General features: G+C 31.4%; 22 protein-coding genes. 21 read left to right on the forward strand and 1 reads right to left on the reverse strand.

Annotated elements, in window-relative coordinates; genetic code table 11:
- The first annotated feature begins 2 nt into the window (after positions 1 to 2).
- The 20 genes from BLT84_RS08615 to BLT84_RS08710 all read left to right on the forward strand — a co-directional run bounded on the left by BLT84_RS08615 (position 3) and on the right by BLT84_RS08710 (position 21,520).
- Positions 3 to 956 (forward strand): glycosyltransferase family 2 protein, encoded by a 954-nt coding sequence (locus BLT84_RS08615; protein WP_091264570.1) that lies wholly within the window; start codon positions 3 to 5, stop codon positions 954 to 956.
- 12 nt (positions 957 to 968) lie between these two features.
- Positions 969 to 1,916, forward strand: coding sequence for a glycosyltransferase family 2 protein (locus BLT84_RS08620; protein WP_157717919.1), 948 nt, complete (start codon positions 969 to 971; stop codon positions 1,914 to 1,916).
- Positions 1,913 to 2,833 (forward strand): glycosyltransferase family 2 protein, encoded by a 921-nt coding sequence (locus BLT84_RS08625; RefSeq protein ID WP_157717920.1) that lies wholly within the window; start codon positions 1,913 to 1,915, stop codon positions 2,831 to 2,833. The genes BLT84_RS08620 and BLT84_RS08625 overlap by 4 nt, the downstream gene beginning before the upstream one ends.
- The gene (locus BLT84_RS08630; RefSeq protein WP_091264580.1) at positions 2,802 to 3,782 is read left to right on the forward strand and encodes a glycosyltransferase family A protein; all 981 of its coding nucleotides are present in this window, start codon (positions 2,802 to 2,804) and stop codon (positions 3,780 to 3,782) included. The genes BLT84_RS08625 and BLT84_RS08630 overlap by 32 nt, the downstream gene beginning before the upstream one ends.
- A 3-nt stretch (positions 3,783 to 3,785) precedes the next feature.
- Positions 3,786 to 4,739, forward strand: a complete 954-nt coding sequence (locus tag BLT84_RS08635) for a glycosyltransferase family 2 protein (protein WP_091264583.1) — start codon at positions 3,786 to 3,788, stop codon at positions 4,737 to 4,739.
- 5 nt (positions 4,740 to 4,744) lie between these two features.
- Positions 4,745 to 5,842 (forward strand): non-hydrolyzing UDP-N-acetylglucosamine 2-epimerase, encoded by a 1,098-nt coding sequence (gene wecB, locus BLT84_RS08640; RefSeq protein WP_091264586.1) that lies wholly within the window; start codon positions 4,745 to 4,747, stop codon positions 5,840 to 5,842.
- A gap of 113 nt (positions 5,843 to 5,955) precedes the next feature.
- Positions 5,956 to 7,221, forward strand: coding sequence for a UDP-glycosyltransferase (locus tag BLT84_RS08645; RefSeq protein WP_091264590.1), 1,266 nt, complete (start codon positions 5,956 to 5,958; stop codon positions 7,219 to 7,221).
- Positions 7,218 to 8,363 (forward strand): glycosyltransferase, encoded by a 1,146-nt coding sequence (locus BLT84_RS08650; protein ID WP_231929264.1) that lies wholly within the window; start codon positions 7,218 to 7,220, stop codon positions 8,361 to 8,363. The genes BLT84_RS08645 and BLT84_RS08650 overlap by 4 nt, the downstream gene beginning before the upstream one ends.
- 1 nt (position 8,364) lies before the next feature.
- The gene (locus tag BLT84_RS08655; protein ID WP_034890245.1) at positions 8,365 to 9,447 is read left to right on the forward strand and encodes a glycosyltransferase family 2 protein; all 1,083 of its coding nucleotides are present in this window, start codon (positions 8,365 to 8,367) and stop codon (positions 9,445 to 9,447) included.
- Between the two features lie 38 nt (positions 9,448 to 9,485).
- Positions 9,486 to 10,136, forward strand: a complete 651-nt coding sequence (locus tag BLT84_RS08660; RefSeq protein WP_317040003.1) for an acylneuraminate cytidylyltransferase family protein — start codon at positions 9,486 to 9,488, stop codon at positions 10,134 to 10,136.
- 10 nt (positions 10,137 to 10,146) lie between these two features.
- Positions 10,147 to 11,190 carry an N-acetylneuraminate synthase gene (gene neuB, locus BLT84_RS08665; RefSeq protein WP_091268146.1) on the forward strand — a complete coding sequence of 348 codons (1,044 nt, stop codon included), beginning with the start codon at positions 10,147 to 10,149 and terminating at the stop codon, positions 11,188 to 11,190.
- A 13-nt stretch (positions 11,191 to 11,203) separates the two neighbouring features.
- Positions 11,204 to 12,331, forward strand: a complete 1,128-nt coding sequence (gene neuC, locus BLT84_RS08670) for a UDP-N-acetylglucosamine 2-epimerase (RefSeq protein WP_091268149.1) — start codon at positions 11,204 to 11,206, stop codon at positions 12,329 to 12,331.
- 102 nt (positions 12,332 to 12,433) lie between these two features.
- Complete coding sequence (locus BLT84_RS08675) at positions 12,434 to 13,834, forward strand: UDP-glycosyltransferase (protein ID WP_091264596.1); 1,401 nt, start codon at positions 12,434 to 12,436, stop codon at positions 13,832 to 13,834.
- An 11-nt stretch (positions 13,835 to 13,845) separates the two neighbouring features.
- On the forward strand, positions 13,846 to 14,775 hold the full coding sequence (locus BLT84_RS08680) for a glycosyltransferase family 2 protein (RefSeq protein ID WP_091264599.1): 930 nt from the start codon (positions 13,846 to 13,848) through the stop codon (positions 14,773 to 14,775).
- Positions 14,772 to 15,458, forward strand: a complete 687-nt coding sequence (locus BLT84_RS08685) for a GNAT family N-acetyltransferase (protein ID WP_091264602.1) — start codon at positions 14,772 to 14,774, stop codon at positions 15,456 to 15,458. Before BLT84_RS08680 ends, BLT84_RS08685 begins: the two co-directional genes overlap by 4 nt.
- Complete coding sequence (gene rffA / locus BLT84_RS08690; protein ID WP_091264606.1) at positions 15,455 to 16,582, forward strand: dTDP-4-amino-4,6-dideoxygalactose transaminase; 1,128 nt, start codon at positions 15,455 to 15,457, stop codon at positions 16,580 to 16,582. Before BLT84_RS08685 ends, rffA begins: the two co-directional genes overlap by 4 nt.
- 58 nt (positions 16,583 to 16,640) lie before the next feature.
- Positions 16,641 to 17,789 carry a hypothetical protein gene (locus tag BLT84_RS08695; protein ID WP_157717921.1) on the forward strand — a complete coding sequence of 383 codons (1,149 nt, stop codon included), beginning with the start codon at positions 16,641 to 16,643 and terminating at the stop codon, positions 17,787 to 17,789.
- Positions 17,790 to 18,941 (forward strand): glycosyltransferase family 4 protein, encoded by a 1,152-nt coding sequence (locus BLT84_RS08700; protein ID WP_231929266.1) that lies wholly within the window; start codon positions 17,790 to 17,792, stop codon positions 18,939 to 18,941.
- A gap of 25 nt (positions 18,942 to 18,966) precedes the next feature.
- The gene (locus tag BLT84_RS08705) at positions 18,967 to 20,508 is read left to right on the forward strand and encodes a glycosyltransferase family 2 protein (RefSeq protein WP_091264614.1); all 1,542 of its coding nucleotides are present in this window, start codon (positions 18,967 to 18,969) and stop codon (positions 20,506 to 20,508) included.
- Positions 20,501 to 21,520 carry a glycosyltransferase family 2 protein gene (locus BLT84_RS08710; RefSeq protein ID WP_091264618.1) on the forward strand — a complete coding sequence of 340 codons (1,020 nt, stop codon included), beginning with the start codon at positions 20,501 to 20,503 and terminating at the stop codon, positions 21,518 to 21,520. The genes BLT84_RS08705 and BLT84_RS08710 overlap by 8 nt, the downstream gene beginning before the upstream one ends.
- Positions 21,521 to 21,528: 8 nt before the next feature.
- On the opposite strand, the gene BLT84_RS08715 is transcribed toward BLT84_RS08710, so the two are convergent.
- Complete coding sequence (locus BLT84_RS08715; protein WP_091264622.1) at positions 21,529 to 22,101, reverse strand: class I SAM-dependent methyltransferase; 573 nt, start codon at positions 22,099 to 22,101, stop codon at positions 21,529 to 21,531.
- A 445-nt stretch (positions 22,102 to 22,546) separates the two neighbouring features.
- Between BLT84_RS08715 and BLT84_RS08720 the strand changes: the two genes are divergently transcribed.
- The gene (locus BLT84_RS08720; protein WP_091264626.1) at positions 22,547 to 23,662 is read left to right on the forward strand and encodes a glycosyltransferase family 4 protein; all 1,116 of its coding nucleotides are present in this window, start codon (positions 22,547 to 22,549) and stop codon (positions 23,660 to 23,662) included.
- Positions 23,663 to 23,665: the final 3 nt, after the last annotated feature.

Consider the following 23,665-nt stretch of genomic DNA (forward strand, 5'->3'; position numbering starts at 1 on the left):
GTATGAAAAATCCAAAGATCACCATTCTAATTGCAACTTATAATAGAGCAAGTTTGTTGCCCAACACGCTGCAATCTATACTTGCTCAAACCTATAGTCATTGGGAATGTTTGATTATTGATGATCATTCTACCGACGGTACTGAAAAAATAGTGCAGGATTATATTAATAAGGATAAACGTTTTAGCTACTACTTGAAATCTGAAAATTATAAAGTAGGACTTTCCGGAACTAGAAATTATGGGTTAGATCTTGCAGAGTCTAAAAAGTCAGAATTTATTCAGTTTTTTGATGATGATGATTTAATGCATCCTAAAAAGTTGGAACTTCAATTAAAAGGATTACTTGAACATCCTGAAAGCATGTTTTCTATTTGTGGGAGAAGAAATTTTGAAAATGAAGATGAAATAAATTGGGAAGATCATCAACAAATTTTTCAGTCTAAATTATATTCCTTTGGCGAAGCATTTTTAATTGGAAAATTAAGATTAGTTGCTCAGGTATTTTTGTTTAGAGCACAGTATTTAAAAGATCAAAGGTTTGATGAAAATTTACGATATGCAGAAGACTGGGAATTCTTTTCTAAATTGTTCCTAAAAGAAAATCCAAAGTATGAGGTTTTAGATCAAGTTCTTTTTTTTAGAAGAAAACATTTGAATTCTATGACAGAAGACTTGGATACAACGGGTCTTCGTGCTTCCAATCTAAACGCAGCAGTTAATAAAGTTTTTTACTTTTTAGTTGACCAGAAATGCCATACGGTTAATAGTTTGACTTACTTTGGAAGAGTCTTTCTTTTATATCATTATAGTTCTAATAATTTAGAATTAATAAAACAGATATCAAAGGAAGATAAAATGTTTTCTAAGTTGAGCAAAAGGCTACAAATGGCATTAAAAATTCATTATTTAATGAGGAAAATGATTCTTAGAATTCTAATTTATAATGCTAACTAAGAGGTTTAGATATTGGATAATTATAGGGTAACTATACTACTTGCAACTTTTAATCGTGCTCATTTAATTGAGGAGACTCTTAATTCTATTAAATCTCAAACCTATCAGAATTGGGAGTGCATAATTGTAAATGATCATTCCACCGATGACACTTCCAAAGTAGTAAGTGATTTCATTTCAGAAGATTCCAGATTCAGTTACTTCTTAAAGACCGAAGCCTATAAAAAGGGACTTTCCGGCACCAGAAATTACGGGTTAGACCTGGCAAGAATTAAAAACGCTAAATACATTCAGTTTTTTGACGATGATGATATCATGCATCCTCAAAAATTGGAATTACAAATGCAACCATTTTATGATGATCTATCTTTAAATCTTACTATATGCCAATATCGTAAATTTATAGATACAGGCACAATAGAGTTCGACTTGAAGAAAGCAGATGATAATTTGTGCAATGTTAAAACTAAAACCTTATTAGAATCTTTCTTCTTATATCAGATTAATCTTAATTCTCTGGGGCCTATATGGAAATCGAACATAATTTTGAAGTATAGGTTCAATGAAGAGCTAAAGTATGGAGAAGAACGAGAATTATTTCTTAGAATTTTCCTTGTGGAAAGCATAAATTATATGCCAGTACCTTATGTGCTTTTTTGGTACAGAAAACACAAGAAAACAATAACAGGTGATCTTTTTGAAAATGAATTTGTGAAAGTTGAATCCAACAGAATTATTGATAAGAATATATTTAACCTATTAGTTAGTCAAGATAGAGTCTCGTATCCATTGCTTAAGGCATATACGGTTTGGGGGATAAAATATAATAATCAATTTTTTTTAAAGGGAATATCAGAATTTATTAGAAACAATGAGGATTTAAAATATTCTTTAAAATATTTTAAATTATACTCTCTAGCTAATTTATTTTTACTCTTTCATAAAATAAAATCAAATTGAATTTAGCCATTGTTATACCTTACTTTAAGATTGATTTTTTTGCTGCTACTTTAAATAGCCTTAGTGAACAATCAAATAAGAATTTCGAAGTTTATATCGGGAATGACGGGAGTCCGTCTAATCCTGAAGAAATAATCTCCCAATATTCAAATAGTCTGCCTATTCGTTATTTCGATTTTAAAATAAATTTAGGTGCTTCTTCACTGGTAAGTCATTGGCAGCGTTGTATAGAAAAAGTTAATGATGCGGAATGGATCTTATTGTTAGGCGATGATGATGTCTTGGAACCAAACTGCATTTCAGATTTCTACAATAATATAAATACCATCAATGAAAAGAATATTAATGTAGTAAGATTTGGCACAAAAATAATTAATAATAGAGGGGAATCAATCTCGAAAGTTCATGTTCATGAGAAAGTTGAAAATTCTGTAAATTTTATTATGAATAAAATTTTGGGGCCGGCTCGAAGTTCTTTAAGCGAGCACATCTTCAGAAAAAAGTTTTTAAAATTTAAACATTTTCCCTTGGCATGGTATAGTGATGATTTAGCATTGCTAGAGGTTTCAAATTTCGGAGATATTTACTCTATTAATTCCTCTGTAGTTTCTATAAGAGCAAGTAGCCTTAATATTTCCTCTAATAAGGGACTATCTAGAATTAAAAATATAGCAACTTTCGAATTTTATCATTATCTAATAAATAAGTATTATACGCAATTTAATGCCGCTCAGAAATTAATTCTATTTGATAAATATGAAAAGTCTGTACTTAATGATAAGAAAAACTACTTATTATTCTTAAAGCTTTCTAAAACCTATATTCAGAAGAATAAATTTAATGTCTATTTTAGGTTTTTTAAATTATACTTATCTAATATTTTAAATGCGTACAGGAGTCAATCCAGAGAAGTTTAAAACAGAAAAGAATGTTCATTACTTTCATAGGGTGATCGTTCCTGTGCATATCCCAGAGAGTTCAAATTTATATTATAAAGAAGCTATAGAAGTACTAAAAGTCTGTCTTCAATCCTTATTCAAATCTATAAATAATGAAACTACAGCTATAACTATTATTAACAATGCATCTAATACAGAAGTTGAAGAAGTACTATCTGGTTATTATAAAAGTGGATATATAAATAAATATGTAATATATAAAGAGAACAAGGGAAAGGTTCATGCAATTATAAGTGAAGCTAGAGCATGTTTTGAAGATTATATTTCTATTGCAGATAGCGATGTTTTATTTATGGAAGGTTGGGAAAACGCATGTTTTGAAATCTTCAATTCTTATCCCAAGGCAGGAGTGGTTTCTCCAGTTCCCTCTCAAAATTTATCACTTTATTACAACCGCTCCTTATTTTATGATCTTTTCTTAATGGGAAAAATAAAATATGGAAAGGCGGTAAGTGATTACGATTGCGAACTTTTTCTGAAAGGATTAGGAAATGCAGCCTTGCTGGATAGAAATAATGCTGAATATTCATGGAAGCAGAAACAATACTATTTAGATAAACCTACAAGAGCTATAGTTGGTGCAAACCATTTTGTTGCTACTTATAGACGAGAAGTTTTAATGTGGAATAAAGAATTTCCTCAGGAAAAATTTAAAAAGGGATATGAAGAATACTATTTAGATTTTCCTGCAGATAGATTGGGTTGGTATAGACTTTCTACTCCCAAAACTTTTGCTTACCATGTAGGAAATGAGTTAGATGAAGTAGTTTCTAAATTTTGTGACAATCCTAAATCAAAAATCTCCCAGAAGAGTTTTAAAGCTTTAAGAAGACCTGGACCTTCAAATACCTCCTATAAAATAAAAAGGATATTTTTCAAAGTACTTAGAAGTATAAAACAACTCTAAAAAATGAATGATTCTTTTTTAGTAAGTATTATCATTCCTATTTATAACAGAGAAAGTTTTCTTCAGGAAACTATAGAATCTGTTATAAATCAAACTTATAAAAAGTGGCAGTTAATATTGGTTGATGATGGTTCTTCTGATGCATCTTTGTCAATTGCGAATATAGCAGTGCAAAATGATATTAGAATTATAAGCGTAAGTAGACCAAATACTAAATTAGGTGGAGGTAATTCCGCTAGAAATTACGGATTTCAAAAATCAAATGGTGATTTGATCAATTGGTTTGATAGTGATGATCTTATGCATCCTGAGTTTATAGAAAGAAAGGTTGAAGAATTTATAGATCATCAAGATTTGAATGTAGTTTTTACAAAAACTATAAGAACAGATTTTACTGAAGTAAATGTTCCCGATGAAAGGTTGAAATATAGTTCAACTTTTTTACACGATTATGTAGTAAGAAAAATAAGTTGGTATTTGCCAGATGCAATGTTTAGAAGGTCTTTTTTAGAAGATAAACAATTATTTGATGAAGACCTATTAGCAGGACAAGATCGAGATTTTTATATCAGATTATTTGCCAGAGAATTTCCTAAGTTTAAAATTTTAGATTTTTATGCTACCTACTATAGAATTCATCAAGATAGTATTTCAGAAAAAATTTATAGAGAAGCAAACATCAAGATGCAAGTTTCTCACTATAATAGTCTCATAAATCAGGTGGAGGTTTTGAAAGAATATAATTTACTAAGTAAAAACTTAAAGCAACATTATTTACAGGAGTTAAAAAAAAGGTTTCCTGCGGTAATAAAAAGTAAAGCTTCATTATCTAAATATTTTAAGGAAGTAAAAAAACTTTCAGATCTTAATAAAACCACTGCAGAGACATGGCTTAAGTTATTTGTTGCGTATTTTAGCTTTCAGATATTTGGTAAAGGTGAACGTTTTTTAAAATAAAATATTTGAAAATTCTTCTTTGTTTTGGTACACGGCCCGAGGCTATTAAAATGGCTCCGATCATTAAAGAACTCGATCGTCAGCATATTTCTTATAAAGTGTGTGTGACAGCTCAGCACCGAGAAATGTTGGATCAGGTATTGGATTTTTTCGAAATCATTCCGGACTATGATCTCAGTTTGATGAAGACAGGCCAAAGTCTAAACTCTCTGAGTGCTTCCATATTAAATTCTATGGACCCTGTTTTAGATGATTATAAACCAGATGTAGTTTTAGTTCAAGGTGATACTACAACTGCAGCTATGGTAGCCTTGGGTAGCTTTCATAAGAATATTAGAATAGGTCATATTGAGGCAGGTTTAAGAACCTATAATAAAAGGTCTCCGTTTCCGGAGGAAGCAAATAGACATCTTATAAGTAAATTAGCCGATTTTCATTTTGCGCCAACTTCAGACTCTAAGACAAATTTGGAGAATGAAATGGTAGATGCAAAAGATATCTTAACTACCGGAAATACGGTAGTAGATGCACTAAAATGGGCAATTAAAAAGATCGATGATCAAGAATCTGAGGAAATAATAAAGATCAAAGGTCTAATAAATGAGGAAAAGAAATTGATCCTTGTTACTGGACATAGAAGAGAGAATTTTGGGTCTGGTTTAAAAAATATTTGTGAAGCATTAATAGATATATCTCATTTAGAGAATGTTCAAATTATTTATCTTCTTCATCTTAATCCTAATGTATCTGGTCCTGTAATGGAAATTTTAGGAAAAGTAAAAAATATTAGTCTAATTCCTCCTGTTACTTATCCTACTATGATCTTTTTAATGCAGAAATGTGATCTTATAATTTCAGATTCCGGGGGTATTCAGGAAGAAGCACCTAGTTTTAATAAGCAGGTATTGGTAACACGTAATCACACAGAACGAATGGAAGGAATTAAAGGCGGATTTTGCTATTTGGTTGGAACTAATTCTTCTGTAATAGTTCAAAAAGCTAAAGAAGTTCTAACTAACCCTACAAATAATTTAGACAAAGTGAACCCTTATGGAGATGGATCTGCTTCTCAGAAAATTATCGAATTTCTAAAGATAAAGTAGCATTCTAAAACGGCATACCTAGAAAAGAGTTTCTTTAGACTTAATATTTTATATTTGTAACTCGCACTGCTTGCGGCTCCTCATTTTTTATAGAAATTAAAAAGATTATTTAATTGTCTGCTAAACAAAAGATCTTAGTTGTAGTTGAATCTATTGATGTTGAAGACAGCAGCGGTGCTAAGGCTAATTTGGCTCTTATAACTAATCTACAATCTGCAGGATATCAATTAAAAGTACTTCATTATACTAGGAAAGATATACAAGTATCGGATGTTGAATGTGTAGCCGTAAAAGAAAATAGGAGAAGTTTATACTTCTATTTAAGTCGCTTAGAAAGGCAAATACGCTACATTTTAAAAATTAAATTGAGTAAGCCATTAGAAAATATTTTTGGATTTTCTTTTACCCTTTTTAATGATAGAAATAGCATAGTTTCTGCTCTTAAAGACTTAGATCATTCAGAATTTGATCTTGTTCTCACCCTTAGCCAAGGCGGTAGGTTTAGACCGCATCATGCATTACTTAAATTACCACATCTTCATAATAAATGGATGGCATATATTCATGATCCTTATCCAATGCACCTATATCCTGAGCCTTACCCATGGAAAGAGCCGGGATATAAGATCAAGGCTGAATTTATGGAGGAAGTTTCTGTGAAAGCTGCATTTCATGCTTTTCCTAGTAAATTATTAATGGAATGGATGGGGAACTATTTTGAGGGATTTGCAAAAAAAGGTATAGTTATCCCACATCAGATCTTGGAGGAACAATTTCAATTAGAAATTACTTCAAATTATTTTGATGCTTCTAATTTTAATATTGTTCATTCTGGTAACCTGTTATGGGGCAGAGATCCTAAAGGATTGATCAATGGTTATTTAAAATTTATCAATAACATTCCAGAGGCTAAAGATCAAAGTTGCATGATGTTTTTGGGTGGAAAGAATCATTATACAAAGCAGTTATTGCATTACCATGAAAAGTACGATACCATCTATGTAAGTGGTAACTATGTGCCTTTTGAAGAAACTCAGTACGTGCAAAAGAATAGTGCTGTAAATGTTATATTAGAAGCAAAGGCGGAAACAAGTCCCTTCTTACCTGGGAAATTTCCTCATTGTGTCTTAGCAAATAAACCTATTTTGCTCCTTGGACCTCGCGTTAGTGAATCAAGACGATTGTTAGGAGAAGATTATAGGTTTTGGTCTGAAATAGATTCAGAAGAAGTTATTGCTGACTTGCTTGGCGAGCTTTATAGAGATTGGAAATTAAAATCGGGTAATCTCAGTTTAAATAGACAAGATTTAAAAAATTACTTATCAGTAGACCATTTGAGATCTGTAGTGAATACAGTTTTCCCAAAAATAGAAGCATGAAGATATTAATGGTTTCTATGTTTTCTAATCATTTTTTTAATTGGACCAAACAATTGGAAGTTCAAGGACATACTATTTACTGGCTCGATGTATATGATGCCAATATTCAGGTAGATAAAATAAGCTTTGTGCACCACATAATTGGTTGGAGAAATAAAACAAATTATCCGGGCAGATATACGATAAAGAAAGAATTACCAAAACTCTATGATTTTATTAGTAAGTTCAATCAAAATAAGTTAGCAGATATTTTCGAGAAAAAATTAATTGAAATTCAGCCGGATATTGTACAAAGTTTTGAAATGTTTTCTTCCTGTCTGCCAATTCTTGAAGTGATGCAAAAATATCCAAAGACCAAATGGGTTTATAATATTTGGGGAAATGATCTCTTCTATTTTAAAGAATTTACTAAGCCAAAAGTACAGATCAAGGAAGTTTTAAAAAGAATAAATTATCTCTTTTCAGATTGTGAAAGAGATCATGAAATTGTTATGGAGCTTGGGTTTAATGGAAAGTTTTTAGGAGTCTTTCCAACCGGTGGGGGTTATGATCTTGACAAATATGATAAGTTCTTAAAGGAAGCTTCTGAAAGAAAAACTATTTTGATAAAAGGTTATGAGCATGAGTTTGGGAGGTGTATTAAAGTTTTAAAGGCAATTGCAACAATGAAACCTGAATTATCAGGTTATAATATTGTTGTATTTGGAGCAAATGAAAAAGTGGAAGTTTTCTGTAAAGAAAACAATCTAGATGATTGGGATAATTTAATTATTTACAAGCAAAGAGCACATTCCGAAATTTTGAAGTTGATGGGAGAATCTTTGATCTATTTAGGTAACAGTATATCAGACGGAATGCCGAATACCTTATTGGAAGCTATCATTATGGGTGTGTTTCCTATTCAGTCTAATCCTGGGGGAGCCACCTCAGAAATGATCACTCATGGCGTGAATGGATTTTTAATAAACGATGCGGAAGATTCCTCTGAAATAAAAAGCTTAATTGCTCAAGCTTTGAAAGATCCAATTCTATTAAAATCTGGTGTAGACTATAACTTAGAAAATATAAAGCCTAAATTAGAACGAAGTTTTATTGCGAATCAGGTAAATCAGAAATATCAATATCTACAACAAGCCTTATAATTTGCTGACGATAATTTATTCATATAGAAATCGAGACTTAAATAGATTAGAGAATTCGTTCAATTCTTTGGCTAGGCAATCTGTAAAAGATTTTGATGTTATCTTGGTAGATTATGGTTCTGAACCAGATTTGGCTAAGAATGCTAAGGAGTTATGTTCAAAGTATAAATTTATTTCTTACATATATCGATTTGCCCAATATCAACCTTGGAATAAATCTAAAGCATTAAACTCAGTGATCAAAGACCTGAAAACTGAACAATGTTTTGTTGCAGATGTTGATATGATCTTCAGAAGTGATTTTATTGAAATAGCCTATTCTTTAAAAGATCCAGAGAACATTACTTATTTTGAAGTTGGATTTTTAGGTCCGAAGGAAGATCTAAAAGATCTGAATTTTGCTGATATAACCAATTATAGAAAAAGTACTCATGAAGCTACAGGGCTTAGTTTATTTCCTGTTACTGCTTTAAAACAGATACGCGGCTTCGATGAGTTTTACCATTTCTGGGGAGCAGAAGATACAGACGTTCATAAAAGATTAATTGATAAGGGCTATAAAACAGATTTCTATAATTCAGAAACATTGATGTTCCATCAGTGGCATCCTAGTTATAGAAGTTCAGAGTCTAAAAAAATAACTAAAGATTTTCAGATCTCTGGAATAGTACAATTAAACCACCAGTATTTACAGAATGGTCTGCTTAAAACGTCTACAGAAGTAAATGCGAAAGGATGGGGCGAAACTTTGCTAAACGAAGAACTGCAAAGCTTAGAAAAGGAATCTGTAAACCTAATTTTGAATACTGAAAAAAGGAAAATAGATAATTTACTATTTGGGATTCTTCCAAATCTAGGAAACGGAATTTTAAAAGTGAGAATTGAAAGTTTAAAGAAGGATAATCTTAGACAAATGCTTAAGAAAAGTATGGGGAAAAAAGTTCCTGAATGTTACTCATTAAAAAAAGTAAATGACTTGATTTTGCTGCATCTCATCTCATATTATAGAGATTTACCCTATACCTTTAAAATAGATGATAAATTGCAAAGTATAGAATTTGCTTTGAAAATAACAAATAGATAAAAAGATTAGCTCTGAAAAAGCAAAAGAACATAGCCATCATTCCCGCTCGAGGAGGATCTAAAAGATTACCGGGTAAAAACATCAAGTTATTAGATGGGTTACCCTTAATTGTGCATAGTATTAATTTTGCCAAAGAGAATTTAGGTATTATAGATAAGATTGTTGTTTCTACAGATCATGATGAGATAAAAAAGATAGCAAAAACCAATGGAGCAGAAGTTATTGATAGACCTTTAGAATTAGCTCAAGATCTAACATCTACCTTAGAAGTTCTTCATCATATAATGGATGAGCTAGATGAGCAGTATGATAACGTAATATTATTACAACCTACCAATCCTTTAAGACCTCAACATTTATTAGAAAATGCATATTCAGACTATCTAAAAGGTAATTTTAATAGTTTAATGACTGTGACTCGAAATCATCAAAAATTCGGAAAAATAAAAGATTCTAGGTTCGTACCCTTCAATTATAAAATGGGGGAAAGAAGTCAGGATCTAGAACCATTATATTTTGAAAATGGATTGCTTTATATTGTCAAAGCTGAAATTATAAAAAACGGAGAACTGTTGGCTCCTAATAATTGTGCTTATGTGATAGACCATCTCTGGGCGAAAGTTGATATTGATACCTTAGATGATTTTGAGTATGCGGAGTTTTTGATGAAAAAGGAGAATAGAAAATAATATGATACACATGAAACCATATATTGATATATCTGGAAGAAAGATAGGGGAAGATTATCCCCCTTTAGTAATTGCTGAAATTGGTATTAACCATGAAGGTTCTCTCGAGACTGCTAAAGAAATGGTTGATGCTGCACATAGAGCTGGAGCAGAGATTGTTAAACATCAAACTCATATTGTAGAAGACGAAATGAGTTCTGCCGCTAAAAAGGTGATCCCAGGAAATGCAGATATTTCTATTTATGAAATAATGAAACGTTGTGCTTTAGATGAGGCAGATGAAAGAAGCTTAAAAGAGTATGTTGAAAGCAAGGGTATGATCTTTATTTCTACCCCTTTTTCTAGAGCAGCAGCAAACAGGTTAGAAAATTTTGATGTTCCGGCTTACAAAATAGGTAGTGGAGAATGTAATAATTATCCCTTGTTAGAACATATTGCCGGTTTTGGAAAACCTGTAATTCTAAGCACAGGTATGAACAGTATTGAAAGCGTTAAAAAAGCGGTTGCTATATTTGATAAGTACAAAGTTCCGGTTGCTCTACTACATACAACTAACTTATACCCAACCCCAATACATTTGGTAAGATTAGGAGCTATGCAGGAACTTCATAATTCTTTTCCAGAAAAAGTTTTCGGATTGTCAGATCACACTTTAAATAATAATGCCTGCTTAGGTGCTGTGGCTTTAGGTGCTTCTATTTTAGAAAGACACTTTACAGATCATATGAAACGCACTGGGCCTGATATTATTTGCAGTATGGATGAAAAAGCCTGTGCAGAACTTATAATTTCTAGTGCTGAAATTGCGCAAATGCGTGGAGGTAAAAAGGAAGCGGCATTAGAAGAAAAGGTGACTATAGATTTTGCATTTGCAACGGTGTGTACTATAAAAAACATTAAAAAGGGAGAGGTGTTCTCAAAGGAAAATATTTGGGTAAAGCGTCCTGGCACTGGAGAAATCTTAGCAGAGAACTATGATCAAGTCTTGGGTAAGATTTCCACTTCCGATATAGAAAATGACAATCAATTAAAATGGTCTGATATTGTTAAGTAAGACTAATAAAGCAATGACTAAAAAAAGAATTCTTTTCTTAACAGGCACCAGAGCAGATTTTGGAAAGATAAAATCGCTTATTCAGATCTTAGATTCGGATGTGGATTTTGAAGTCTTTGTTTTTGTAACCGGAATGCATCTTCAGCAGGAATATGGGTATACATTACTTGAAATTGAACGCTGTAATTTTTCCAACGTTCATACCTTCGAAAATTTTACTCATGAAACTACCATGGATCTAACACTGGCAAAGACTATTGAAGGTTTGTCTGGATATATAAAGGAGATCGATCCAGACATGATCGTGGTACATGGAGATCGAGTAGAAACTTTGGCAGGAGCTATTGTAGGGTCGTTGAATAATATTTTAGTGGCGCACATAGAGGGTGGTGAGATCTCTGGTACAGTAGATGAATTGATAAGACATAGCGTAAGTAAGTTGAGTCATATTCATTTTGTTTCTAATAATGAAGCTTGTAAGAGGTTAATTCAAATGGGTGAATTGGAGAAATCGATCTTTGAAATTGGATCGCCTGATATCGATCTAATGTTATCCCCGTATCTTCCTGCTTTGGATGTTGTTAAAGAATATTATCAAATTTCATTTAAGCACTATGCAGTAGCAATGTTTCATCCTGTTACCACAGAAGTATTGCATATAGAGACCTATGTAAAAAACTTTATAGATGCTTTATTGAATGATGATCATAATTATGTAGTGATCTATCCTAATAATGACTTAGGAAGTAAAACTATTTTGAAAGAATACAAACGCATTTTAGATAATAAAAGATTCAGGCTTATCCCATCTTTAAGATTTGAATATTTTCTGAGTCTTCTAAAGGAAACTCAATTTATAATTGGTAATAGCAGTGCCGGGATTAGAGAAGCTCCTTATTACCAAATACCTATAATAAACATTGGAACAAGACAACAAAATAGATCTCAATTTGCAGATATTATCCATGTAGATTATGATATAAAAAGTATTAGCAAAGCATTAGATATGGTAGACGATCACCAAATTAGCTATCAACAAACATCATATGGTAAGGGAAACAGTTCAGTTGAGTTTTTGACAGCTCTTAAGAATTCTACTTTGTGGGAGATTAATCATCAGAAACAGTTTAAAGACCTATAGTTGGATAAATAACTTCTGAATAAATTTTAATACTTTTTAGAATCTTCCCCTTACTCACTATTATTTTTATCTTTGGCTAATACCCATTTATCATTATAAAATTTGAGCTCTAAAAAAATTTTAATTTTACTTCCTGATGGTGTAGGTTTAAGAAACTTTGCCTTTTCTAATTTTGTAGAGATTGGAGAGCAATTAGGGTGGGAGGTGATCTTTTGGAATCAAACTCCGTTCTATTTGAGTTCTCTTGGATTAAAGGAAATCAAACTTCAAGTTAAACCAAGACCATTTACAGATCTTATAAAAAGAGCTAAGATAAATTCAGAACTAAGTCATTTCGAAAATAAATGGAATGATTCGGTATATAGTTCTTATAAATTCTCGCCTTCGTCTAGTGGAATTAAAGCAAGACTCAAAAATACAATTGTCTCAATTTTAGAGAGCCGATCAAAGAATGAGAATGGATTAAAGCAATTGAGAAATAGGTTAAAAAAGTCTGAACGAAGTTCCAAATTTTACGATCATTGCAAAGTGGTCTTAAAAAGAGAAAAGCCGGATATTGTATTTTGTACCAGTCAGAGACCAGTAACGGCAATAGCACCACTTACTGCAGCGCAAGATTTAAATATTCCAACCGCTTCCTTCATCTTTTCCTGGGATAACCTGTCTAAAGCCACATTAGTGGTAGAAGCAGATCACTATTTTGTTTGGAGTAAATATATGATGGACGAATTGGTTAAATATTATCCTTATATAAATACCAAGAATATACATATTACAGGCACACCACAGTTTGAAGCTCATTACAATGCCAGCTTACTTATATCTAAAGAAGTTTTTTTTGAACAGCATAATTTAGATCTTCAAAAAAAATATATTTGTTTTAGCGGAGATGATATTACAACTTCACCCGATGATCCTCAGTACTTGGAAGATCTGGCAAAAGCGGTGCAAACTTTAAATGCTGAAGGACTTCATCTAGGTATCATATTTAGAAGATGCCCTGTAGATTTTTCGGGAAGATATCAGGCTGTTATAGATACATATCCTGAAATAATAAAAGAGATAAGTCCTCTGTGGGAGAAACAAGGCGATAGTTGGAATACCATTTTGCCAACCAAAGCAGATGTGGCCTTACAGGTGAATACTGTACAATATAGCAGTGCTTTGATTAATTTAGGTTCTACTATGGTGTTTGATGCCGTAACTCATAACAAATCTTGCTTTTATATCAATTATGATGTAGAAAATAAAAAAGTTGAAGATTGGAGCACAGAAAATATCTATAAATATGTTCATTTTAGATCGATGCCATCTTCCAATTCTGTAATATGGATAAATAGTAAGAATGAGATAGCAAATAAAATTGCAAGCTTACTAAATAACGATGATGAAGACGTGATTAGAAATGCCAAGACTTGGTTTAACGTGATCAATGAATCTCCAGCAGATAAGGCTTCAGAACGTATCTGGAAATGTTTAGAGAAGATCAAAACAAATAATTAATTATTTAGTCTATGGAGAATACTGTTCCAAAATTATCTATTGTTAGCCCTGTTTATCAAAGTGAGGCTACTCTTGAACTTTTAGTTTCAGAGGTCGAAAAGGTAATGAAGAGTATGCAGGTCTCTTATGAGATAATTCTGGTAGATGACAGAAGTAAAGATAATAGCTGGAGTATTCTTCAAAGCATATCGAAAAAAAATATTGAAGTAACTGCTGTAAGATTAAGTAGAAATTTTGGACAGCACCCTGCAATTATGGCTGGTTTATCAATATCTAAAGGAGATTGGGTGGTTGTTCTAGATTGTGATCTTCAAGATCAACCTAAAGAAATTGTCAAACTATATGAAAAGGCAATGGAGGGCTATGATGTTGTTTTGGCTAAAAGAGTTGATAGACAAGATTCTTTTTTTAAAAAAACTTCCTCTTATATTTTTTCTAAATCTTATAAAATATTTACTGATACACATTACGATCATGAAATTGCAAATTTCGGAATATATAAAAAGAAGGTAATCTCATCAATATTAGAAATATCAGATTACATAAAATTCTTTCCTTTATTTGTCAAATTTGTTGGTTTTAATGTTACATCTTTAGAGGTTGATCATGCAAATAGAGAAGAAGGGAAATCTAGTTATAGCTATTCTAAGTTGATTAGTTTGGCATTTAATACTATCATTTCATTTTCTAATAAACCATTAAAACTATTTGTGAAGTTTGGGTTGTTGGTTTCTATATTATCATTTTTAGTTGGTGTTTATTATATGATCTTAGCTTTTACGGGAAAGATAGAAGTGTTAGGATTTAGTTCCATTATTATTTCCATTTGGTTCCTCTCGGGTGTGATTATTACTACCATTGGAGTTTGTGGAATATATTTAGGTAAGATATTCGATCAAACAAAAAATCGACCTGTTTATATAATTGATGAGATTGTATGAAAGTAATTTTAAAAGGTTGGGATTCCAATTTTTTCAACCTGAAAGTTGGAGAGTATAAAGTTGAAAATAATGTTGGGCAAAACGTCAAAGCAGCTGACTTTGATTTAATTTATTGTTATTCAGAATCTGAAATTAATTTATCTCTTTCAAACTTTCTTAATAGCTATTCTGAAATTCAATTAAATTTTAGAAAAAAAATAATTCCTATAAACTATAAACATCCTGAAATATTTGAACTAAACCAATTATCAGAATTTAATATAAATGAACTTTATGAATTAGCTTATGAAAGCGGTAAGTATAGCCGTTTTAAATTAGACTCAAAATTCTCCGAAAAACAGTTTCAGGAATTATATGAAAAATGGATTGATAATTCTATAAATTCACAATTTGCAGATATCTTCTTAATTTTTTTCAAGGATGAAAAGATTACTGGATTTGTAACTTGTAATGTGGGAAAAGATTCTGCTTCTATAGGTTTATTAGCTGTAAACGAGAATCAACAAGGAAAAGGAATTGGTCGAATTTTAATACATAGCCTAGAATCATATTTACATAAAAATAGTATTGATATACTAAATGTGGTTACTCAATCTGAAAATAATGTAGCTATTGACTCTTATAAAAAAATGGGATTCGAATTAATAACTCAGAAATATATTAAACATTATTGGAAATTATGATTCCCTTTAACAAACCATATTTTACAGGTAATGAATCTCGCTACATTGAAGAGGCGGTTAAGTCTGGTAAAATTTCAGGAAACGGTAATTTCACTAAAAAATGTCAACATTTTTTGGAGCAGGAATTTGGTTTTAACAAGTGCCTACTTACCACTTCTTGTACAGATGCCTTGGAAATGGCAGCTATCTTACTAGATATTCAGCTGGGAGATGAGGTTATTATGCCTTCTTACACTTTTGTTTCTACTGCCAATGCATTTGTTTTACGAGGTGCCAAGATAATTTTTGCAGATAGCAAAAACACACACCCGGGATTCGATGAACATTCTCTAGAGAGTTTGATTACTCCTAGAACAAAAGCAATTGTACCGGTTCATTATGCAGGTGTTGCTTGTAATATGGATTTGATCATGCATCTTGCGAAAAAATATAACCTATTTGTAGTAGAAGATGCGGCTCAAGCAATTGGAGCATACTATACAGATAGAAACGGAATTCAAAAGGCATTAGGTTCTATTGGACACTTGGCAGCATTTTCTTTTCATGAAACCAAGAATATAATCTCCGGAGAAGGTGGGATGTTGGTTGTAAATGATGACAATTTTGTGGAAAGAGCAGAGATTATTTGGGAAAAAGGTACAAATAGGGCTCAATTTTTTAGAGGTGAGATCAATAAATATGAATGGGTAGATATAGGTTCTTCGTTCTTACCTTCTGAAATTGTTGCTGCTTTTCTTTGGGCACAATTAGAAAACATAGAAAGTATCCAACAAAAAAGGCTTCGATTATGGAATACATATAACGAAGAGCTGAAAGATTGGGCCACACAAAATGAAATAAAACTTCCCTTTATTCCTGACTATGCAAGTAATAATGCCCATATGTTTTATTTAGTATGTAACTCTTTAGAACAAAGGACCAGACTCATTGAATTTCTTAGAGAAAATGAAATTTTAGCGGTATTTCATTATGTTAGTTTGCACTCGAGTGAATTCTATAGAAAGAATAACGAATATTTTCAATTAACCAACTCAGATATTTATACAGAGCAGCTAGTGAGATTGCCCTTCTTTTTTGAATTAGAAATAAATAAGGTGATAGATGTACTTAAAAAATTTCATTAAACATTCAGGAAAGTTTTTTGAGATTACCTTTTTGTGTTTAACGGTAATATATTCGTTTTTGAGCGCATACTATTTTTTAACACTTCCGGGAGGTAGTGTAGATGAGATAGTATTCCTAAACGATCTTGATCTTATTGAAACTAAAGGTTGGTATGCTGCTATTTCTAAAAACATATCTATCCCTTATCTGGGGCTTGTTTACTCTCTATCAATTTTAATAGGAAAAGTGGTTGCACTTAGGTTGATAAATGTGATCTTATTGCTATTGTTGCTCTTCTATTTCTATTTTAGAAAATTGAGCAAAGTCGGTTTTACATTTTTGATATTTTATATCAGTACTGTTGCATATTTTTATAGTGGAACTAACGATACCTTATTCGTGTTCAGTTTAGTTGTTTTTTTGAATGAAATAAGAAGGGCAGCTAATAAGGAAAGTTACAGCGTGAATTTGGCATTATTAGCCCTATTTATAGCTGTTTTTACCAGAGAATTGTATCTCGTTTATTTACCGGTAATCCTTATAGGATTATTTATTATGGTTAAAGTGGGGATAAATTTGAATAAGAGAAGCTGGATTCCATTAGCACTGTTAGCTATGTTTTTATTCTGTAATTTACCATCGCTAGTTTCAAACGGGAACTTATCTTACGATAGAAAGTTACCTCCGGAAGAGGTACATGCAACTTGGACTCAGCGTCAATATTTAGCTCAAATTATGGTTAATAATGGGCAGCTTCCAAATTATTATCATCCTAGTTGGGAACAAACAGATGAATATTTAAAAATAAATGGAGATAAATCATTACCAGATGGAATTCTTCAAGGTTTATTTTTTGATGTTTCATTTACCTTAAAAGAATTTGTAAAGGATCTGTTACATGTATTTATTTATAGCTCTAGAGGACTAGGGTTTATATTGTTAATATGTTTAGGTTACCTATTTTTAGAGATATTAAAAAACAGAAGTATCAGTTTAAATCTATTTTCTCCCGGTGTAGCTTTAATAATGCTTATTATATTTTCGTTGATTATAATTTCTTATGTTGAAATGAGGTGGCTTAGTCCTATATTTATTCTGTTAATTGCATATTATAGCGATCTAATAAGGGTAAATAAAATTCACTTTCTGTTAAAAAATATCAATTTATTTTTCTTTTGTATCCTTGCAGGGTATGGAGTTTTCAAAATATTAAACCGAATTTATTAAATGATGCATATTGCCTTCATAACTCCAGAATATCCTCATTCATTCACCAATAGTTCCGGAGGTTTGGGCACCAGTATTAAAAATCTCGCACACTCGCTGATACATCAAGGTATGGAAGTGAGTATTTTTATTTATGCTCAAGATCAAAACAAAACTTTTAAAGAAGACAAGATCAATTTTTATCTTATAAAACAAAAGAGCTATAAATTTGGTGGCTTTTATTTTTACAGGAAATATCTTCAGCAATACATAAATAAAAAAGTAAAAGAAAAATCTATAGATCTTTTAGAAGCTCCAGACTGGACAGGGATCACTGCTTTTATGAAGTTCAAATGTCCTTTGGTGATAAGGCTTAATGGCTCTGATGGTTATTTTTGCCATTTAGAAAATAGAGAACAAAAGCCTAAGAATAGATTATTTGAAAAAAGAGCCTTGCAAGCTGCAAATGCAATAGTTTCTGTAAGTGCTTTTACAGCAAAAGTAACATCTGACATCTTTAAATTAGAAAAGAAGATAACAGTTATTCCCAACAGTCTAGATCCAAATAATTTTATGCCTTCAACTTTAAAGGTTGATAAAAACTTGTTGCTATATTTTGGTACTATAATTCGTAAAAAGGGAGTTTTAGAATTAGCTAGTATCTTTAATAAAGTAGTACAAGAGAAGCCAAATGCTAAACTTCTCTTATTAGGAAAAGATGTGGTAGATGTTTTTGAAAACAAATCGACTTTAGAATTATTTATAACTTCGCTAAGTAAAGAGGCCAAATCTATGGTAGAACATTTACAAGAAGTAAGTTATTCGGAAGTTCAAAACTACATAGCATCTGCCAAGGTGATACTGCTTCCAAGTTTTGCAGAAGCATTGCCAATGACTTGGTTAGAAGCTATGTGTATGGAAAAGGCTTTGGTAACCTCTAATGTGGGATGGGCTCCAGAGGTAATGATAGATGGCGAAACAGGCTTTACAGTAGATCCTAAAGATCATGCCTCTTATGCCAGTAAGATCGTTAAGTTAATGAATGAAAATCACTTGAATGAACAAATGGGCAAAGCTGCTCGTAAGCAAGTATTATCTAAATTCTCAACAGATGTAGTTGTCTTGCAAAATATTGAATTTTACAGGAAAGTTATCTTAAATTTTAAAGTTTAACCATTTTTGAATAGTATTCTAATTTATGATATTAATAATCCATCAAAATGCAAGTCAAGTTCTGGAAGTACTTAAAGATGGAAAATCTTTAGATATTAAATTTAATTCATGTGTTGAAGCCTTTTGGGCACTTTCCGAAAAATTTCAAGATGATATAATTGCCTGGTGCGATGTCGCTCTTAAACCTCAATTAAACATTGCATCTTGGAACAAGGTATTTCATCATAATCTTATTATGGCTTCCTATGGTGTAAATACTATGTATCTACCGCAAAGCATAGGATATGTAGATCAATTACCTTTTGCGAATGTTCTGTCTGAATTAACCTATGCTACTTGGAGAATGAGCAGTGATGTTGGCGGGTTGAAGGGAGAAGTGATCTTAAAATTTAAAGATTTTTTTGATAGTATTCAAAACTTTGAATATTTAATCAACTCTATTGCTAAACTTGGACAACAAAATGGTCTTTTTTGTTATAGTGCACCAGGTTTAATTAAATCAGGAAAAAGATCAAGTCTGGAATACACCGCTACAAAGAATGAACTTTTTTCTTTTGTATTTCAGTACTATAAAAGTTTTAGAGTGGTTATTCTTTTCTGGTGTATTTTTAAATTTGAGAAGGAAGTTCCTTTGTTCTCTTTTTTTACATCTTTCTTCAGATCAAAATTTTTTCAGAAGAAAATAGATCTATCAGATATTTCTATTAATTCAAAAAGAATATTTACAAACTCCAATTCAATAGATGTTATAATTCCAACCATTGGGAGAACGCAACATGTTTTACAAGTTGTTGATGATCTAAAAAATCAAACTTTATTGCCTAAGAGAGTTATCATAATTGAGCAGAATCAGTATCCAAATGTACATTCTGAGTTGACAGAAAAACTTAATGAGGAATATCCATTTGAAATCATTCATAAGTACATCCATCAAACAGGAGCATGTAACGCTCGAAATATTGCATTAAAGGAAATTAAATCGGAATGGGTTTTCTTTTGTGATGACGATAACAGAATAGAGAATGATCTTTTAAGAAGAGGTCTAGAGGAAATAAGAAAATATGGAGTGGAGGTTTTAAATACTGCGTATATCCAGACAGGAGAAAGTAGAATTTATGAAGATGTAAAACAATGGGGAACTTTTGGAGCAGGAAATGGAATTGTATTAACGAGTGCTATAAAAGATATAAGTTTTTCTATGGTATTTGAGCATAGTTATGGAGAAGATGTAGATTTTGGAATGCAATTAAGAAAGCTTGGGAATGAGATTATGTTCCATCCTAATTTAGAAATTATTCATTTAAAAGCCACAATGGGAGGATTTAGAACAAAGCCTAAACTACCTTGGTTTTCAGAAGTATATGCTCCAAAACCTTCTCCTGCATTAATGGCCTTAGCATTAAAATATTATTCAAAACAACAATTATTAGGCTTTAAAACAGTGCTTTTTTTAAAATTCTATGCTTCTCAAACTATAAAGAATCCTTTTAAATATTATAATAATATGCAGAAGAGATGGGAAGCAAGCAATAAATGGGCCAAGTATTTAATTAAAGAGAATGAATAGTTTTTCACCGATGGAATTAGATTTTACGCTTATAATTTGTACCTACCAACGTTCAAAAGCGTTAAGTAGGCTACTTGATTCTATCAAAATTCAAACACTTTATCCAGATCAGATCTTAATAATTGATGGCTCTTTAGATAATGAAACTGAATTCTTATTATCTAAAAATCAGATCACGAATTTAGAATATTATAAAGTTACGGAAGATAATAGAGGGCTTACCAAACAGAGAAATTTTGGTGTTGACAAGGTGATTCGTACTACAGAAATTATATGCTTTCTAGATGATGACATTGTTCTAACTCCAGATTATTTTAAAAATCTAATTTCTACCTATAAAACATATCCTTCAGCAATTGGAGTGGGAGGTTACATAAAAGATGAGGTAAAATGGTTTACAGCTAAGCAATCAGCTCATTTTGATGAATATTCTATTGATGGATATACTCGAAAATTAGGTAGCAGGAACTTATTTCGAAAGAAAATGAAGATGTTGAGTAATGATCCTCCAGGATATATGCCCGAATTTTCTAATGGGTTGTCAATTAGTTTTTTGCCTCCCTCTGGCAAAACCTATCCAGTGGAATTTTTTATGGGGGGAGTTTCCTCTTACAGAAAAAGTCTTTTCGGTGACATGAGATTTTCAGATTATTTTATTGGATATGGTTTATATGAAGATATGGACTTTTGTTTAAGAGCATCTAAAAGAGGAAAATTATTTGTAAATACCAGTGCGCAACTATACCATTTACATGAAGAGGAGGGAAGACCTAATCAGTTTAAATATGGGAAAATGGTACTAAGAAACGGTTGGTATGTTTGGCGTGTTAAATATCCTAACCCATCTATAGCTGCTGTGATAAAATGGAATTACATAGCATTTGTTCTTACCCTTATTCGCTTGGGCAATGTTATAAACACCTCTCAGAAAAAAGCGGCGTTTACAGAAACCTTAGGAAGAGTTGCGGGTTGGTTTAGTTTGATTTATAATAAACCAAAGATGAGAAATTAATTCATGTACTATTTCTCTACAAAATAGATCAATTCATTCTCTAATATTCCATATTTAAAGCGATCACGTTTTGATAAAGTATTCCAGTAATCTATAGCAGAAACTTTAAAACCTGCTGTTGCTAATCTATTTACGTAATCTTTTCCATATAATCTTACATGATCATCTTGGCCAAAAGCTTTTTCTCTTTCTTTTGGGTCTGTTATACTAAAGTCTTCGTACGTTTCTAATAATTGTTTGTCAATTGGGACTAAAAGAACAGCGCTTCCATCTTTTTTCAGTACTCTAAATAGTTCGCTCATAGCTTTATTATCATCAGGAATATGCTCTAGTACGTGATTACAAAATATAAAGTCAAACTTTTCGTCTATAAATTGAAGGTCAGTTACGTCCCCCTTTATTAACGTTGGGCCATTTAAATAGTAGTAATAATCTGGATATAGATCTAGTGGAAAATATTCAATATGATTTGAATATTTAATCTTATCATAAATACATTTTTCAGGTGCTACGTGAAGGAGATCGATTGTCTTAGAATTTTCAAAAACTAAACCTTTTTCTTTTAGAAATAGGTAAATCATTCTATGTCTTTCCAGACTTTTACAAACTGGACATTGAGAATTTTGCCGAATTGTTGCTCCAAAATCATCGAATTGTTTAAAATAATTTTTACAATATGGGCAGTAAACTCCTGTGAATTTATATCTATAATTTAGTTTTTTCGAAATGGATTGTAGATTCTTATCAAAGATTTTTCGTATCTCCCGCCTTTTTTTATACGGCAGAATTGTATTCAGGAACTTTCTCACAAAGCGGTGTTTATTTAAATCATGAAGTTATAACTTCAATTTACGGAATTCGAAAACTATAATAACAAAATGTATTTGAGCTCAATATTACATTTAATTATCATCTTTTAAAATCTTATAATACTAAAATTAAAAGTTAATGTAAGTAAATAGAAATGTGCTAATTATAAAAGTGTAAATTAATATCTTGCACTTCTCAAATTGCCTTAGAAATAACATGAAGTTAGCTGTAATTACACATATTCTGCATAAACAAAAGAATGAAGAATATTATTCTTACGAGCCCTACATTAGAGAGATGAATTTATGGTTTAAATATGCTTCTGATGTGATCATAGTTGCTCCATTATCTAAAGATTCAATTACAAAAATAGAATCAAAATATTTAAAAGATACTATTAGCTTTAAGACAATCCCTCAAATTTCTTTCTTAAGTTTTTTAATGACTTTAAAGAGTTTCTTAAACATGCCATTTATTGTTTTTAGAATTTTAAACGCAATGAATGCCGCAGATCATATTCATTTAAGAAGTCCGGGAAACATTGGGCTTATTGGTTGTATTTTGCAAATATTTTTTCCGAAGAAACCTAAGACAGTTAAGTATGCAGGGAATTGGGATCCCAATGCAGCACAACCTTGGAGTTATAAATGGCAAAAGAAGATATTAAGTAATGCAAGACTTAGTAAGAATATCAAAGTATTGGTTTACGGAGAGTGGGATGGTCAAACTAAAAATATTGTTCCCTTTTTTACAGCGTCATTTAGCAAAACTGAAAAGATAAACTCAATTAAGAAAATAACTAGCCCTTATAAATTTGTTTTTGTAGGAACGTTAAACGAAGGTAAAAGACCTTTCTTTACGATCAAGTTAATTGAAAATCTTTTAAAGATGAGGATTCCTGTTTCCTTAGAAATGTACGGTAATGGTGTTATGAAACAAGAGTTAGAAGAATATATTACTATTAATAATTTAGATCCATTTATTAAGTTAATGGGAAATCAAAATTTAAAAATAGTAAAAAAGGCCTATTGTAATTCACATTTTTTGATCTTGGCTTCAAAATCTGAGGGTTGGCCAAAGGCAATTGCTGAAGCCATGTATTTTGGATGCATCCCCATTGCTACCAATATTTCTTGTGTGGACTGGATGTTGGATTATGGCAAGAGAGGAATTTTAATAGAGCCTGATGTGGAAAGTGCAACAAGAATGATTGAAGATAAATTATCTGATATAGCAAAACTGCAAGAAATGTCGGTAAACGCTATGGAATGGTCTCAGCAATACACTTTAGAGTATTTTGATGAGGCTATAAAGAGCGTAATTAAAATATAGATA

The sequence above is a fragment of the Gillisia sp. Hel1_33_143 genome, assembly GCF_900104765.1.
Classification (GTDB): domain Bacteria; phylum Bacteroidota; class Bacteroidia; order Flavobacteriales; family Flavobacteriaceae; genus Gillisia.

Coding starts and splice junctions, on each gene's coding strand:
- BLT84_RS08615 (WP_091264570.1), top strand. CDS start 3: ATGAAAAATCCAAAGATCACCATTCTAATTGCAACTTATAATAGAGCA.
- BLT84_RS08630 (WP_091264580.1), top strand. CDS start 2,802: ATGCGTACAGGAGTCAATCCAGAGAAGTTTAAAACAGAAAAGAATGTT.
- BLT84_RS08635 (WP_091264583.1), top strand. CDS start 3,786: ATGAATGATTCTTTTTTAGTAAGTATTATCATTCCTATTTATAACAGA.
- BLT84_RS08650 (WP_231929264.1), top strand. CDS start 7,218: ATGAAGATATTAATGGTTTCTATGTTTTCTAATCATTTTTTTAATTGG.
- neuB (WP_091268146.1), top strand. CDS start 10,147: ATGAAACCATATATTGATATATCTGGAAGAAAGATAGGGGAAGATTAT.
- neuC (WP_091268149.1), top strand. CDS start 11,204: ATGACTAAAAAAAGAATTCTTTTCTTAACAGGCACCAGAGCAGATTTT.
- BLT84_RS08680 (WP_091264599.1), top strand. CDS start 13,846: ATGGAGAATACTGTTCCAAAATTATCTATTGTTAGCCCTGTTTATCAA.
- BLT84_RS08685 (WP_091264602.1), top strand. CDS start 14,772: ATGAAAGTAATTTTAAAAGGTTGGGATTCCAATTTTTTCAACCTGAAA.
- rffA (WP_091264606.1), top strand. CDS start 15,455: ATGATTCCCTTTAACAAACCATATTTTACAGGTAATGAATCTCGCTAC.
- BLT84_RS08700 (WP_231929266.1), top strand. CDS start 17,790: ATGATGCATATTGCCTTCATAACTCCAGAATATCCTCATTCATTCACC.
- BLT84_RS08705 (WP_091264614.1), top strand. CDS start 18,967: ATGATATTAATAATCCATCAAAATGCAAGTCAAGTTCTGGAAGTACTT.
- BLT84_RS08710 (WP_091264618.1), top strand. CDS start 20,501: ATGAATAGTTTTTCACCGATGGAATTAGATTTTACGCTTATAATTTGT.
- BLT84_RS08715 (WP_091264622.1), bottom strand. CDS start 22,101: ATGATTTACCTATTTCTAAAAGAAAAAGGTTTAGTTTTTGAAAATTCT.
- BLT84_RS08720 (WP_091264626.1), top strand. CDS start 22,547: ATGAAGTTAGCTGTAATTACACATATTCTGCATAAACAAAAGAATGAA.